The sequence below is a fragment of the Ensifer sp. NM-2 genome, from assembly GCF_003024455.1.
Classification (GTDB): Bacteria; Pseudomonadota; Alphaproteobacteria; order Rhizobiales; family Rhizobiaceae; genus Ensifer; species Ensifer canadensis.
On the sequence record NZ_PVZR01000001.1, the window covers coordinates 902,418 to 915,568 of the forward strand.

15 protein-coding genes are annotated in these 13,151 nt (G+C 62.4%); 8 read left to right on the forward strand and 7 right to left on the reverse strand.

Annotated elements, in window-relative coordinates; translation table 11 throughout:
• Positions 1 to 80: 80 nt before the first annotated feature.
• Positions 81 to 1,382: a pitrilysin family protein gene (locus C6558_RS04365; RefSeq protein WP_025426189.1), complete on the reverse strand. Its 1,302-nt coding sequence runs from the start codon at positions 1,380 to 1,382 to the stop codon at positions 81 to 83.
• A 16-nt stretch (positions 1,383 to 1,398) separates the two neighbouring features.
• A complete protein-coding gene (gene thrC / locus C6558_RS04370) occupies positions 1,399 to 2,799 on the reverse strand; it encodes a threonine synthase (RefSeq protein WP_057211510.1) in 1,401 nt (466 codons plus the stop codon).
• 279 nt (positions 2,800 to 3,078) lie between these two features.
• Between thrC and C6558_RS04375 the strand changes: the two genes are divergently transcribed.
• Positions 3,079 to 3,627, forward strand: a complete 549-nt coding sequence (locus C6558_RS04375; protein ID WP_025426191.1) for a hypothetical protein — start codon at positions 3,079 to 3,081, stop codon at positions 3,625 to 3,627.
• A gap of 177 nt (positions 3,628 to 3,804) precedes the next feature.
• Here C6558_RS04375 and C6558_RS04380 read toward each other — a convergent pair whose 3' ends face one another.
• Both C6558_RS04380 and C6558_RS04385 read right to left on the reverse strand, forming a co-directional pair.
• On the reverse strand, positions 3,805 to 4,911 hold the full coding sequence (locus tag C6558_RS04380; protein WP_025426192.1) for an ABC transporter substrate-binding protein: 1,107 nt from the start codon (positions 4,909 to 4,911) through the stop codon (positions 3,805 to 3,807).
• Between the two features lie 226 nt (positions 4,912 to 5,137).
• Complete coding sequence (locus C6558_RS04385; RefSeq protein WP_025426193.1) at positions 5,138 to 5,833, reverse strand: HAD family hydrolase; 696 nt, start codon at positions 5,831 to 5,833, stop codon at positions 5,138 to 5,140.
• 179 nt (positions 5,834 to 6,012) lie between these two features.
• Here C6558_RS04385 and C6558_RS04390 point away from each other — a divergent pair, with 179 nt between their 5' ends.
• The 3 genes from C6558_RS04390 to C6558_RS04400 all read left to right on the forward strand — a co-directional run bounded on the left by C6558_RS04390 (position 6,013) and on the right by C6558_RS04400 (position 7,886).
• The gene (locus tag C6558_RS04390) at positions 6,013 to 6,681 is read left to right on the forward strand and encodes a GntR family transcriptional regulator (protein WP_057211508.1); all 669 of its coding nucleotides are present in this window, start codon (positions 6,013 to 6,015) and stop codon (positions 6,679 to 6,681) included.
• A 219-nt stretch (positions 6,682 to 6,900) separates the two neighbouring features.
• A complete protein-coding gene (locus tag C6558_RS04395; protein WP_025426195.1) occupies positions 6,901 to 7,494 on the forward strand; it encodes a biotin transporter BioY in 594 nt (197 codons plus the stop codon).
• Positions 7,491 to 7,886: a DUF1284 domain-containing protein gene (locus C6558_RS04400; protein ID WP_025426196.1), complete on the forward strand. Its 396-nt coding sequence runs from the start codon at positions 7,491 to 7,493 to the stop codon at positions 7,884 to 7,886. Before C6558_RS04395 ends, C6558_RS04400 begins: the two co-directional genes overlap by 4 nt.
• Here C6558_RS04400 and C6558_RS04405 read toward each other — a convergent pair.
• A complete protein-coding gene (locus C6558_RS04405; RefSeq protein WP_025426197.1) occupies positions 7,866 to 8,546 on the reverse strand; it encodes a helix-turn-helix transcriptional regulator in 681 nt (226 codons plus the stop codon). The genes C6558_RS04400 and C6558_RS04405 overlap by 21 nt on opposite strands.
• An 80-nt stretch (positions 8,547 to 8,626) precedes the next feature.
• Here C6558_RS04405 and C6558_RS04410 point away from each other — a divergent pair, with 80 nt between their 5' ends.
• From C6558_RS04410 to C6558_RS04420, 3 genes are all read left to right on the forward strand, one after another.
• Positions 8,627 to 8,947, forward strand: coding sequence for an NIPSNAP family protein (locus tag C6558_RS04410; protein ID WP_025426198.1), 321 nt, complete (start codon positions 8,627 to 8,629; stop codon positions 8,945 to 8,947).
• A gap of 4 nt (positions 8,948 to 8,951) precedes the next feature.
• The gene (locus C6558_RS04415) at positions 8,952 to 9,299 is read left to right on the forward strand and encodes an antibiotic biosynthesis monooxygenase (RefSeq protein ID WP_025426199.1); all 348 of its coding nucleotides are present in this window, start codon (positions 8,952 to 8,954) and stop codon (positions 9,297 to 9,299) included.
• Positions 9,300 to 9,437: 138 nt separating this feature from the next.
• Positions 9,438 to 10,568 carry a site-specific DNA-methyltransferase gene (locus C6558_RS04420; protein ID WP_025426200.1) on the forward strand — a complete coding sequence of 377 codons (1,131 nt, stop codon included), beginning with the start codon at positions 9,438 to 9,440 and terminating at the stop codon, positions 10,566 to 10,568.
• Positions 10,569 to 10,727: 159 nt separating this feature from the next.
• On the opposite strand, the gene C6558_RS04425 is transcribed toward C6558_RS04420, so the two are convergent.
• Positions 10,728 to 11,345, reverse strand: a complete 618-nt coding sequence (locus C6558_RS04425) for an HAD family phosphatase (RefSeq protein WP_038575950.1) — start codon at positions 11,343 to 11,345, stop codon at positions 10,728 to 10,730.
• Between the two features lie 45 nt (positions 11,346 to 11,390).
• The gene (gene mutY / locus C6558_RS04430) at positions 11,391 to 12,482 is read right to left on the reverse strand and encodes an A/G-specific adenine glycosylase (RefSeq protein WP_025426201.1); all 1,092 of its coding nucleotides are present in this window, start codon (positions 12,480 to 12,482) and stop codon (positions 11,391 to 11,393) included.
• A 93-nt stretch (positions 12,483 to 12,575) separates the two neighbouring features.
• On the opposite strand from mutY, the gene C6558_RS04435 reads away from it, so the two are divergent.
• Positions 12,576 to 13,082: a DUF721 domain-containing protein gene (locus C6558_RS04435; RefSeq protein WP_025426202.1), complete on the forward strand. Its 507-nt coding sequence runs from the start codon at positions 12,576 to 12,578 to the stop codon at positions 13,080 to 13,082.
• The last annotated feature ends 69 nt before the right edge of the window (positions 13,083 to 13,151 follow it).

The following is a 13,151-nucleotide window of genomic DNA, read 5'->3' on the forward strand; positions in this document are numbered from 1 at the left end:
GAATCCGATCTTACGAAAAGTCGCAAACACTTCGCCGGCCGGGCGCCATGGCAGTCCCGGCCGAGATCCGGTGGTCCGGATCAGCTTGCGACGGCGTGCGCGACGGTGGTTTTTCCTGTCAGTGACGACAGGATGTCGTTCATCGGCGCCAGCTGTTCGAGTGGTCCGATCGCCGACAGCGTCGGGGCGGTGTCGAAGAACAGGCGACCTGCCAGATCGGTCAGACGCTCGATGGTAATGCCAGACAGGCGCTCCATCAGTTCGTCGTTCGGGATCGGGCGGCCATAAAGCATCATCTGGCGGGCGATCTGGCCAGCGCGTGCGGCCGGGCTTTCCTGGCCCATCAGCAGCTGGGCGCGGATCTGGGCGCGGGCGCGCTCGATTTCCTGCTGTTCGATGTTCATCGACGACTTGCGCAGTTCGTCGACAATCACGGGCATCAGCTCCGGCAGGTTCTCGCCGCCGGTTGCCGCATGCACGCCGAAGATGCCGGTATCGGAGAAGCCCCAATGGAAGGCATAGACCGAGTAACAGAGGCCACGATGCTCGCGCACTTCTTGGAATAGGCGCGAAGACATGCCGCCACCGAGGATGTTGGCGAGGATCTGCGAACAGTAGAAGTCGCGGGCGTGATAGGCCTTGCCTTCGAACCCGAGCAGGATCTGCGCGTCCATCAGGTCGCGGGTCTCGCGGCTTTCGCCGCCAGTATAGATCGCGGTTTCGAGAACCGGCGTTGCCAGCGGCGTGCGCGGCAGCGTCGAGAAGCGCTCCTCGACCTGGCGCACGAAAGCCTCGTGCTCGACGGCGCCGGCCGCGACGACGAACATCCGGTCGGTGGTGTAGTTGCGGCCGAGATATTGGCGGATCTGGTTGGCGGAGAACGACATCACCGTCTCCGGCGTGCCGAGGATCGGGCGTCCGACCGTCTGGTTGCGATAGGCAGTTTCGGCGAAACGATCGAAGACGACATCGTCGGGCGTGTCGTCGGCAGCGCCGATCTCCTGCAGGATCACCTGTTTTTCACGGCGCAGCTCTTCCTCGTCGAAGCTCGATTCGGTGAGGATGTCGGCAAGGATGTCGACGGCCAGCGGCACGTGATCCTTGAGGACGCGTGCGTAATAGGATGTCGTTTCGGTCGAGGTCGCGGCGTTGACTTCGCCGCCGACATTCTCGATTTCCTCGGCGATCTGGCGGGCGGTGCGCCGGCCGGTGCCTTTGAAAGCCATGTGCTCAAGCAGATGAGCGATGCCGTGTTCGCCCACGGTTTCGTTGCGTGAGCCCGATTTGATCCACACGCCGAGCGCCACGCTTTCAAGGTGCGGCATCTGCTCGGTTACCACCGTCAACCCGGAAGGGAGCCGGGTGCACTCAACTTTCATCATACGTTTCTTCTCGTTCTTACCCCTGGAGACGGGTGCGCTCGCCGATAAAGGTCTCGACGCTCTTCAAATCCGCATCCAGGATATCGAAACGCTCCTCCCTGTTCATCAGGTCAGCAAGCCACGTCGGAAGCGCCGGGTCAATACCACTTGCCGATTTTACGGCGTCGGGGAATTTCGCGGGATGGGCGGTTGCAAGCGTCACCATTGGGGCCGACGCCTTCTCGTGCTTGGCCGCCACGAAGACGCCGATGGCGCTGTGCGGGTCGAGCAGGTAGCCGGTTTTCTCCAAGGTCTTGGCAATGGTCCTGGCGACGTCCTTTTCGGAGGCGCGCCCGGCCTGGAACTCCTTGCGGATCGCCTTCAGCGCCTTTTCGCGGATGGCAAAGGAGCCTGATTGCTTGAGGCTGTCCATCGCGGATCGGACTTCGGCCGGATCGCGATCGTTGGCTTCGAACAGAAGCCGTTCGAAATTGGACGAGATCTGGATGTCCATCGACGGAGACGTGGTCGCCTTGACCCCGCGCATTTCGTAGCGGCCGGTCTTCAGCGTGCGGGCGAGAATGTCGTTTTCATTGGTGGCGACAACAAGCTTGTCGATCGGCAGGCCCATGCGCTTGGCGACGTAGCCGGCGAAGATATCGCCGAAATTGCCTGTTGGCACAGTGAAGGAAATCTTGCGGTCCGGGCCGCCGAGCGCGATCGCCGTCGTGAAGTAATAGACGATCTGGGCCATGATCCGCGCCCAGTTGATCGAGTTGACGCCCGAAAGCTTGACGCGATCGCGGAAGGCCGCGTCGTTGAACATGCCTTTGACCAGGTTCTGGCAATCGTCGAAATTGCCTTTCACGGCGATGGCGTGGACGTTGCCGGCCTTCGATGTCGTCATCTGGCGCTGCTGAACGGCAGAGACCTTGCCATGCGGGAAGAGGATAAAGATGTCAGTACGTTCGCGACCGGCAAAGGCGTCGATGGCAGCACCTCCGGTATCGCCCGAAGTCGCGCCGACGATGGTCGCCCGTTCACCGCGCTCGGCGAGCACATAGTCCATCAGGCGGGCCAGCAGCTGCATCGCCACGTCCTTGAACGCAAGCGTCGAGCCGTGGAACAGCTCAATGACGAAGGCATTGGGGCCGGTCTGGACGAGAGGCGCGATGGCGGGATGACGGAAGGTCGCGTAAGCCTCGTCGATCATCTCGCGAAACTTCGCTGAGGGGATCTCACCGTGGATGAAGGGCTCGAGCACGGCAAAGGCGATATCCTGATAGGACTTGCCGCGCAGCGCCCGGATTTCTTTCTTCGACAGCGTCGGCCATTCCCTGGGAAGGTAGAGACCGCCGTCGCGCGCAAGGCCCGCAAGCAGCGCATCGCAGAAGCCGAGAGGGGCGGCCTCGCCGCGCGTCGAGATATACTTCACCATCCTAGTCCTTCGTCTTGCCTTCGGATCGCGGCGACCCTATGCGAACCGGCCGCAGCGCGTCTGTCTTATTGCGTCAGTCCTTGACAAAGTCCCCACGCATTCTTGTCACCAATGCAATTTCCGGCCCGAGCGTCGTTTCGGAAAATTCCGATCGAGATGGCTGACCCGATCGATTTTTCAATTCGCCGCTGCTATAGACGATGCCCGAAGGCCATGAAAGGCCTTCCGGCCGAGATTTCGGTCAAGGAGTTTCAACCGGTTCAGTAGAGGTTGTTCAACGTGTTTGGCAAAGTATCCCGGCCTGTCCTCGCAATATCCTTTCTCGCGATCCTCGCCGGCTGTAACAAGACGCAATCCGGCGGAGCGATCGATGCGGGCGGCAGTGCCGCAGCAGCTACGCCGGCCGTTGTCCAGGCTGCATGCCCGCAGGTGGTTTTGAGAGAAGGCACCTCGTCGTTCCGCACCTACGCCAAGGGCGGCAAGGACGATCCGACCAAGGTCATCTATCAGGCGTCGCTCGCCGATACGACGCGGCAATGCGTGCAGAGCGAAACCGCGCTCACGGTGACCGTCGTGGTTCAGGGTCGGGTCGTCAGCGGTCCCGCAGGCGGTCCCGGCAAGATCACAATGCCGATCCGCGTCGCAGCGGTCGACGAAGACAAGACGCTCTATTCCGAGCTGACGCAGCATGTCGTTGAGATCCCGGCAAACGGCTCGACGCAGTTCGTCTTCACCAAGACGGACGTCGCGCTCCCGGCCGGCGCAGGCTCCAACGCCAAGGTCTTCGTCGGCTTCGACGAAGGTCCGCCGGCAAAGCGCAAGAAGTAAGCGGCTCTGCCGCATGTTTCCTTAAATCCTATTCGATTTAAGGATAAAAACATGCAGCAATTCAAAGTGCTACGCAACTTTTGCGCGTCTAATTAAGATGCGCGGCGCTGTAGCAGCTGCCTGAAACGAAAAACGCCGGGGCAAGCCCCGGCGTTTTCATTTGGTGACTGTACCGGATTACTCGGCAGCGACGCTCTTGCCGCCTTCCCACTTGTAGAGCGAGAAAGCCTGCGAGGTGAGGTCGCCAGCTTCGCCGTAGGTGAGCTTGCCGAGCACGGTGTCGATCGCTTCGCCGGACTTGATCGCGGTCGCAACGGCGGTCGCATCCTCGGCGGAGCCGGCCTTTTCGATGCCGGCCTTCAGGACCTGCACTGCCGCATAGGCGTTAAGGGTGAAGGCTTCGGCCGGAATGTTCTTCGCCTTCAGTGCCTCGACGGCCGGAGCCGACGCCGGGTTGCGGGTCGCGTCGCTTGCGTTGGTGTAGATCGTGCCGGTCGCAGCGTCGCCGCCGATCGCCCAGAACTCGGTGTTCGACAGGCCGTCGCCGCCGAAGATCTGCGCTGTCACACCCTGGTCGCGCATCTGGCGTGCGAGCAGGCCGCCTTCCGGATGATAGCCGCCGAAGTAGACGACATCGACCTTTTCCGCCTTCAGACGGGTGACGATGGCGCTGAAGTCCTTGTCGCCCGGGTTGAGGCCTTCGTAGACGACTTCGGTGATACCGCCTGCGTTGATCCCCTTCTTGAAGCCGTCGGCGAGGCCCTTGCCGTAGGGAGCCTTGTCGTGCAGGACGGCGACGCGCTTGTCCTTAAGGTTCTTGACCACATAGGCAGCGGCAACCTCAGCCTGCTGGTCGTCGCGACCGCAGGTGCGCAGCACGTTCCACAGACCGCGGGTGGTCAGATCGGGCGTGGTCGCCGTCGGCGTTATCATCAGGATGCCGTTTTCGGCGAGAACGTCGGACGCCGCCATCGAGGTGCCTGAAAGCACCGGACCGACGACGAAGTGGATGCCTTCACCAGCAGCCTGGTTTGCTACCGATACGGCCTGCTTCGGGTCGCCGGCATCGTCCATCATCTTCAGCACGATCTTTTCGCCGTTGATGCCGCCGGCTTTGTTGATCTCCTCCGCGGCAGCTTCCGCGCCGTTCTTGACCTGCTCGCCATAGGCCGCGACCGGGCCGGTGAGCGGCGTGATGACGCCAACGGTGATATCGGCAAAGGCGAACGGCCCGAAGGCAACGCTGGCCGCCAGGGTCAGGCCCGTCAACATTGAAAGACGCATGATGTTTCCTCCTAGAAATACCCCTGAGGGGCTTGGCTGATATGGCCCTCGTGCGCGGTGCGAAAACCGGGGAGATCTTCGGAGGGACAGCCATGGCACATCAATGTGACATCCTGTCCCTCGGCGCCTAATCGGACGCCCGCCGTGATGGCCGAGAGCTTTTTCCCGCCCCGGTGAACATCCGGAGCGAAAGGGTCTGTAGCGGCTAGCGCCCGGCTTTGCCGGATCAGGCCGTCATCGACTCCGACCACTCGGATAGAGCGGCGATCACGCCCGGCAGCGCCGACATGCGGGAAATCACCGTTTCGGCGCCGGCATCGGTCAGCTGGTCGGCATGCGAGGGATGGGTGTGCGAGCCGCCGGTAAAGCCGACGACGCGCATGCCCGCTGCGCGCGCTCCATGGATGCCGTGAACGGAGTCCTCGATGACCAGGATGCGGGAAGGGGCGACGCCCATCTGCTTGGCGCCGTGCAGGAAGATGTCCGGCTTCGGCTTGACGCGGTCCGCTCCAAGGTCGCGGGCGGAATAGATATGGCGGCCGAAATGATCCTTGATCCCGACCTTGCCGAGCATCATCGCGAGCCGCGCCGAGGTCGAGTTGGAGCAGATGCAGTGCGGCAGCGTCAGCTGCGCCAGCATCGGCTTGACGCCTTCGATGATCTTGAGATCGCGCGCGAGGCGTTCGTCGAGGATCGTGTCGACCTTGCTGATGAGCGAGGCCGAAAGCGGGATGCTCGCTTCCTTTTCGATCTGCAGCAGCGTGTTCTGCCAGGTCATGCCGGCAAAGCGCTCTGCCATCTCCTCGGTGCTGATCGGATAGCCTGCTTCGGTCAAAAGGGCCGCCTCGACTTCCGAGGCGATGATTTCCGAATCGACGAGAACGCCGTCGCAATCGAAGATGATGAGGTCGATACCGTTCATTTAGGTCAGTTTCCCTGGGAGAAGGAGGCGCCACAGGCAGGGGGAGATCGCTTTCGCGGCGCGTGCTTTTGTACGCCGAAGGTTTATACGATGGCGGCCGAAATCTCAACCTTTGGAAATCGTCGAAAGGCCGCAGTCGCTTGCTCGACAGGTCCTGCCGGCACCTCTATCTGTAGCCGATGAACAAGCAACGGGACGATACGATCGCAAGCCGCATCAGCCGGGTACTGGCCGAGAGGATCATCTCGGGTGTGCTGACGCCGGGCGAGCGCCTGCGCCAGGATCACATCGCCGAGGAATTCGGCGCCAGCCACGTGCCGGTGCGCGAAGCGTTCCGGCTTTTGGAGGCGCAGGGGCTTGCCGTCAGCGAGCCACGTCGCGGCGTTCGTGTTGCGGCGTTCGACCTCAAGGAAGTCCGCGAGGTCGCCGAAATGCGGGCGGTTCTCGAGGTGCTGGCGCTGCGCCATGCGATCCCACATCTGACCGCTGCCATCCTCGATCGTGCCGAGGCGGCAACGGTCGCCGCGGACACGTCGCGCGACGTCCGTTCCTGGGAGGCTGCCAACCGCGCTTTCCATCGGCTGATCCTGGAGCCCTGCGGCATGCCGCGACTGCTCGCCTCGATCGACGACCTGCATGCCGCCAGCGCCCGCTTTCTGTTTTCGGCCTGGAGGAGCAGCTGGGAAGCGCGCACCGACCATGACCACCGCGCGATCCTTGCCGCCTTGCGGGAAGGGCGGGGCGACGAGGCAGCCAAAATCCTCGCGCGCCATGTCGGCTGGATTGGCAAGACGCCGGTCAAGACAGCTGCCGGCGAGACGCGAGAGGCGTTTTCCATCGTCGGATAGGTCTTTGAGCGCAACCGTTACGCTTGGGTCGCCGCCATGGGCGCAAAATTATAGATAATTTATTTGCCTTGTTTTTCAGTCTGTTGATGGAATCGACGTGCGATTTTGCGCGCCGTTGTCGGTCTCGGATTGACTGGTACGTCAGTGGGCTAGTGCGGCCATCTTATAGATAGAATAAAAAATTATCTATAATCGTGAATGCAACCCACGGAGACCCAGATGTCCAATCTCGCTTCCGCCCACGCGCCCCTCTTCGATCCGCTCCGCCTCGACGGTAAAGCCTGGCCGGTCAAGGCGCTGTTCGTGCTTCTCGGCACCGGCTTTCTCGCGCTCTCCTCGCAGATCAGCGTGCCGATGGTCCCGGTGCCGGTGACCATGCAGACCTTTGCCATCACGATGATCGGCGTCATCTATGGTTGGCGGCTTGGCGTTGCCACCGTCCTTACCTGGCTGACTGAGGCCATGCTCGGGCTTCCGGTTCTTGCCAATGGCGCCGGCGGTCTTGCCCATTTCGCAGGGCCGACGGCCGGTTATCTCGCCGCCTTTCCTTTGGTCGCTGGTATCGCCGGCTGGCTGGCACAGCGCGGCTGGACCGGCGATCGCGTTGTCCTGAGCTTCTCCGCCCATTTCGCCGCCAACATGCTGTGCCTTGCAGTTGGCGCCGCCTGGCTTGCGACGTTGATCGGTTTCGAACAGGCAATCGCACTCGGTGCTGCGCCCTTCGTGCTCGGCGCGGTGCTGAAGTCGGCACTTGCGGCGGCCGTGCTGAAAGCCGTCCAGCGCTATGTGCAGAAGCCGACGGACCTGCTTTGACGGTCCGGCTGCGCGGGCACCATCTGCTGTGCCTGCTGACCTTCGTGGGCGAGGGCTACACGCCCACGTTCACGCGCAACTATGTCAGGATCGCCGAACGCCTGTCGTCAGGTGAAAGCGTCACGGTTGTCGACGGCCCGGACGATATTTGCGTGCCGATGTTGTGTGACGCCGGTGCCCATTGCCGGGAAGACAGCATTGCACGGCGAGACAGTCTTGCACTCGCGGCCATCGCGAACATCCTCGACAGATCAGTCGCCGACGGAAAGGCCGCGGCGGTCTGTGTCGAATGCGAATGGGCCGGCCTCTGTAGCCGCGTTGCCGATAGCGGTTTTAGGGATGTTCTGGTGCGAGCAGGCACGGACCCGTGTTCACTGCGGGAAGAGGTCTGAAAAGGCCCTTTCGCCGCTATCGGTGAAGCGGATGGCGCGGCTGTTGTTCTCGCGTTTTGCCCAGCCCTTGTCGATGAACAGCGTCAGCAGCGCCTCGCCCAGCGAGCCTGCCAGATGCGAGCGTCTCTCGCTCCAGTCGAGGCAAGTTCGGCAGATTGGCCGGCGGGATTTCTTCAGCGATGCGTAGCTTATGCCGAGCGCCTCGATGCGGATCTGGCCCGTATCGGTCAAGGCGAGATCGTCGCCGGCGACCTCGATCTGTTTCGCCGCGATCAGGCTGTCGAGCATGCGCACGCCGTAGTCACCGGCTAGGTGGTTGTAGCAGACACGGGCCTTGCGCAGGGCCGGATCCCTGGGCCCGGGGCGATGCCGGTTCATGCCGCGGCTGGCGGCAAATCCCATGAGGTTCTCTAGCATCAGCCCGACCTCGTCTTCGGCCAGCTGGTAGTAGCGGTGACGGCCCTGTTTACGCTGGGTCAGCAGGCCCCCGGCCTCGAGCTTGGAAAGATGGGAACTCGCCGTCTGCAGCGTGATGCCGGCATGGGCCGCAAGCTCTGTCGGCGTCAGTGCGCGCCCGGCCATCAGCGCGGTCAGCATGTTGGCGCGGGCAGGGTCGCCGATCAGCGAGCCGATGAGTGCGATGTCTGGACCTTCCTTCATACTTCGATGGTAATCGAAGCATCAAAGGCCGGCAAGCGGGCATAGTGGGTTCATCGAAAGACAAACACGAGGAACTCAAGATGATCACCTGCTTCATCCGCTACGAAATCGACCCCTTCAAGAAGGAGGAATTCGCCGCCTATTCCCGCAACTGGGGTGAGGCGATCCCGCGCTGCGGCGCCGACCTGATCGGCTATTTCGGGCCGCACGAAGGTTCGGCGACAACCGCCTATGGCGTCTACAATATCGACAGCCTTGCTGCCTATGAGGCCTATCGCGCCCGGCTTGCCGCCGACCCTCTGGGCAGCGAGAACTACGCATTCGCGCGCAAAGAGCGTTTTATTCTGAAGGAGGATCGCATCTTCCTGAAAAACGTTTCGTCACCGGCTGGAAGGGACTGAGCTCATGATCACCGTTATCTTTGAAGTACTGCCGGCCGAGGGTCGTCGCGATACCTATCTCGGCATCGCCGCCGACCTGCGCCCGCTGCTGGACGGCATCGACGGGTTCATCTCGATCGAGCGCTTTCAAAGCCTTGCCGATCCGAACAAGGTCCTGTCGCTTTCGTTCTGGCGCGATGAGGCCGCCGTTAAGGAATGGCGCAACGGCGCCGAGCACCGCGCCGCCCAGGAGGCCGGCCGTCACGGCGTCTTTGCCGACTACCGTCTGCGCATCGCGTCAGTCGTTCGCGACTATGGCATGAACGAGCGGCATCAGGCGCCGGTCGACAGCCGCGCCTTCCACGAGGCTTGAGGGCCATCGGCATGCCAAGCGGTTGGCTATGCATCGCAATTACAAAATTTTTCCTGATGACCTTCAGGCTTTGGTAACCATCTTCGGTAACCATACGCTCCATAGTCCGTCCCGAGTAAGCGTATTTGCGAGTTGTCCATGTCATCAGTTGTTTCGCTTGCCGAAGTCTCCCGTTCCACCCGTCCGCTGGGCTGGCTCGATTCCATCATCAAGGGTGACTGCGTGGCAGCGCTCAATGCGCTTCCCGACAATTCGGTGGATGTCGTTTTCGCCGATCCGCCCTACAACCTGCAGCTTGGCGGCATGCTGACCCGCCCCGACCAGTCGGTCGTCGACGCCGTCGATGACGAGTGGGACCAGTTTGCTTCCTTCGAAGCCTATGACGCCTTCACCCGCGCCTGGCTGCTTGCCTGCCGTCGCGTGCTGAAGCCGACCGGAACGCTTTGGGTCATCGGCTCCTACCACAACATCTTCCGCGTCGGCGCCATCCTCCAGGACCTGCATTTCTGGATCCTCAACGACATCATCTGGCGCAAGACCAACCCGATGCCGAACTTCAAGGGCCGCCGGTTCCAGAACGCCCATGAAACGCTGATCTGGGCGACGCCGAACGCCAGCGCCAAGGGCTACACCTTCAACTACGATGCAATGAAGGCGGCCAATGACGACGTGCAGATGCGCTCCGATTGGCTGTTTCCGATCTGCTCGGGTCACGAGCGCCTCAAGGGCGACGATGGCAAGAAGGTGCACCCGACCCAGAAGCCGGAAGCGCTGCTTGCCCGCATCATGATGGCATCGACCAAGCCCGGCGACGTCATCCTCGATCCGTTCTTCGGCTCCGGCACCACCGGCGCCGTTGCCAAGCGCCTCGGCCGTCACTTCGTCGGTATCGAGCGCGAACAGGATTACATCGACGCGGCATCGGCGCGCATCGACGCCGTCGAGCCGCTCGGCAAGGCCATGCTTTCTGTGATGACCGGCAAGAAGGCCGAGCCGCGCGTGGCATTCAATACGCTGATCGAAAGCGGATTGATCAAGCCCGGCACCGTCCTGACCGACGCCAGGCGGCGTCATAGTGCCATCGTGCGCGCCGACGGCACGCTTGCCTCCGGTGGCGAGGCCGGCTCCATTCATCGCCTGGGCGCCAAGGTCCAGGGTCTGGATGCCTGCAATGGATGGACATTCTGGCACTTCGAAGATGGGAACATCCTGAAGCCCATCGACGAACTCAGAACCGTCATTCGAAATGACCTGGCAAAACTGAACTGATCAACCAGTTCCGCCAGGTCCTTCGAAAAGCCCTCTGCCCGGTTTTTGTACCTTCAGTCCCGGAAGGAGAGCTTTAAACGCCCGGAATCCGCAAGGTTTCCGGGCGTTTGTATGTTTCCCTCAACCTCGGGGACTTCCAGCTATTGGCGCGCTGCCATGTCAGCGCTGGATGCCATAGGCCGCGAGATCGGCCTTCAGCTTCTCCGGGTCGGTGAAATGCACCGCGTACCAGCCGGCGAGGCGCGCGCCCTCGACATTGGGCATGCTGTCGTCGATGAACAGTGTCGCTGGCGGATCGAGGTCGAAGTTGCGGGCATGAGTCTCGTAGATCGCCACATCCGGCTTGATCAGGCCGACATCGCCCGACACGGTGACGCCGCGCGGCAGGGTGAGGAACGGATAGAGCTGCAGCGCCTCGCGGAACGTATCGGAGGCGAAGTTGGTCAGCATCGTCACGTCGCGCCCCTCGGCGATCAGGTTCTCCATCAGGGAAACCGTTTCGACATAGGCGTGCGGGACCATCTCCTGCCAGTGCTTGCGGAAGGCGCGGATATGCTCTTCCCGTTCAGGGTGATCCTTGATCAGCAGAGCCTCGGCTTCTTCCCAGGAGCGGCCGCGGTCCTGCTCGATGTTCCAGTCGTGGGAGCAGACATTGGCGAAGAACCACTGCCGCTCGGCCTCGTCGGGAATGATGCGGCTGAAAGGCAGATTCGGGTCGTAGTGGATCAGCACCCTGCCGATGTCGAAGACGATGTGGCGGATTTCGATGCTGCTCATGAACCTGTTCCTCTTTACGAACTTTTACAGCGCCGCGCGTCTACGCTAGACGCGCTCGGCCTTGAAGGCATCTGGTATCGCCTGGGCGATCGCCTTCTTCATAACCGTCGGCAACGCCTGGGTTTTCAGCGAAGCGACCGGCTCCCACCAGCCGTCGTTTCCGGTCTCGGCGCGCGCGACATTGGCCCGGTAGACCGACAGGCGCAACTCGAAATGCGTAAACACATGGGTGATCGTGCCGCAGTCTTCCCAGGCCGCCGCAAAGGGCTGGGCCTCGACTGAAGTCTCGCCGTCTTGCCGCGCCGTCCACGCCGTGCCGGGCACTTCGGTCATGCCACCGAGTAGGCCGGTTTCGCTGCGCTTGCGCAGATAGACCGTGTCGCGGGCATCGATCGCCACGAAGGCGGCGCCGAGCCTCAGCGGCTTGTCCTTCTTCTTTGCCTTGCGCGGAAAAGTCTCGGGGTCGGAGACGGAAAGCGCCAGACAGTGTGGCCGGAAGGGACAGAGCGAACAGGCGGGGCGCTTCGGCGTGCAGATCGTCGCGCCGAGATCCATCATCGCCTGGGCGAAATCGCCGGGCCGGTCGGTGGGCGTCAAGGCCGCGACTTGGCTACGCATTTCCGGCTTGGCCGCCGGCAGCGGCGTTTCGATGGCATAGAGCCGCGAGATCACCCGCTCGACATTGCCGTCAAGTACGGCGCTCTGGCGGTTGAAGGCGATGGCGGCGACGGCGGCGGCCGTATAGTCGCCGATGCCGGGCAGGGCCTTCAGCCCTTCTTCCGTGTCCGGGAAACGGCCGCCATGATCGCGGGCGACGGCCTCGGCGCATTTCTTCAGGTTGCGCGCCCGTGCGTAGTAGCCGAGGCCGGCCCAGGCCTTCATCACGTCTTCATTGTCGGCGGCGGCGAGATTTTCGACCGCCGGCCACAAGGTCAGGAACTTCTCGAAATAGGCCTTCACCGCCTGCACGGTCGTCTGCTGCAGCATGACCTCCGACATCCAGATATGGTATGGGTTCGCGACCACGCCTTGCCGCGCCATCGACGGCGAGACCCGCCACGGAAGCTCGCGGTGGTGCCGGTCGTACCATTCAAGAAGAAGCGGAGCGGCCTTCGCCGCCGTGATCGTATTTGCCATGATTTGCCGGAAGTTCCTTTTCCGGCCTATACTTGGAGAAGGCGAGCCGGCGCATCAAGGCTCAATCGACATTGCATACAGAAAGTCGCGTTCGTGAGTGAACAGAAGTCCCGCAGGGGTGTGGTCCAGATCAGCGAGGTCGCCAACGGCCTGATCGATCCGGTGCTCGCCAAGCGCGCCGGCATCAACACCATGCTGCTCGGCTCCTGGGACGAGATCGCCGGCGCGGACTTTGCCGACTGCACCCGGCCGGAAAAGATCGCCTGGCCGCGACGCGCCTCGGAGATTGCCGGCGAGGGCGGCCATCAGCCCGGCGTGCTCACCGTTGCCTGCGAGGGCGCGCGTGCGCTTTTCCTCACCCATGCACAGGGCGAGCTGATCCAGCGTATCAACGGCTTCTTCGGCTTTTATGCCATCGGCCAGCTGCGGATCGTGCAAAAGCCGGTATCGCCGCCGCCAAAACGCAATCGCAAGCCAAGCCCGCTTTCCGGCGAACCGGCCCGCAAACTCGAAACCATGGTCGAGGGTATCGAGAGCGAAGAGCTGAAGGCGGCGCTGCGACGGCTCGGGACCGCAGTCATGTCTCCACGCCGGCGTTAGGCCAGCACCATCAGGCGGTCACAATTCTTTGAATTCTGTTGAAACGCTGCCCCTTGCCGCCCCGCGCGC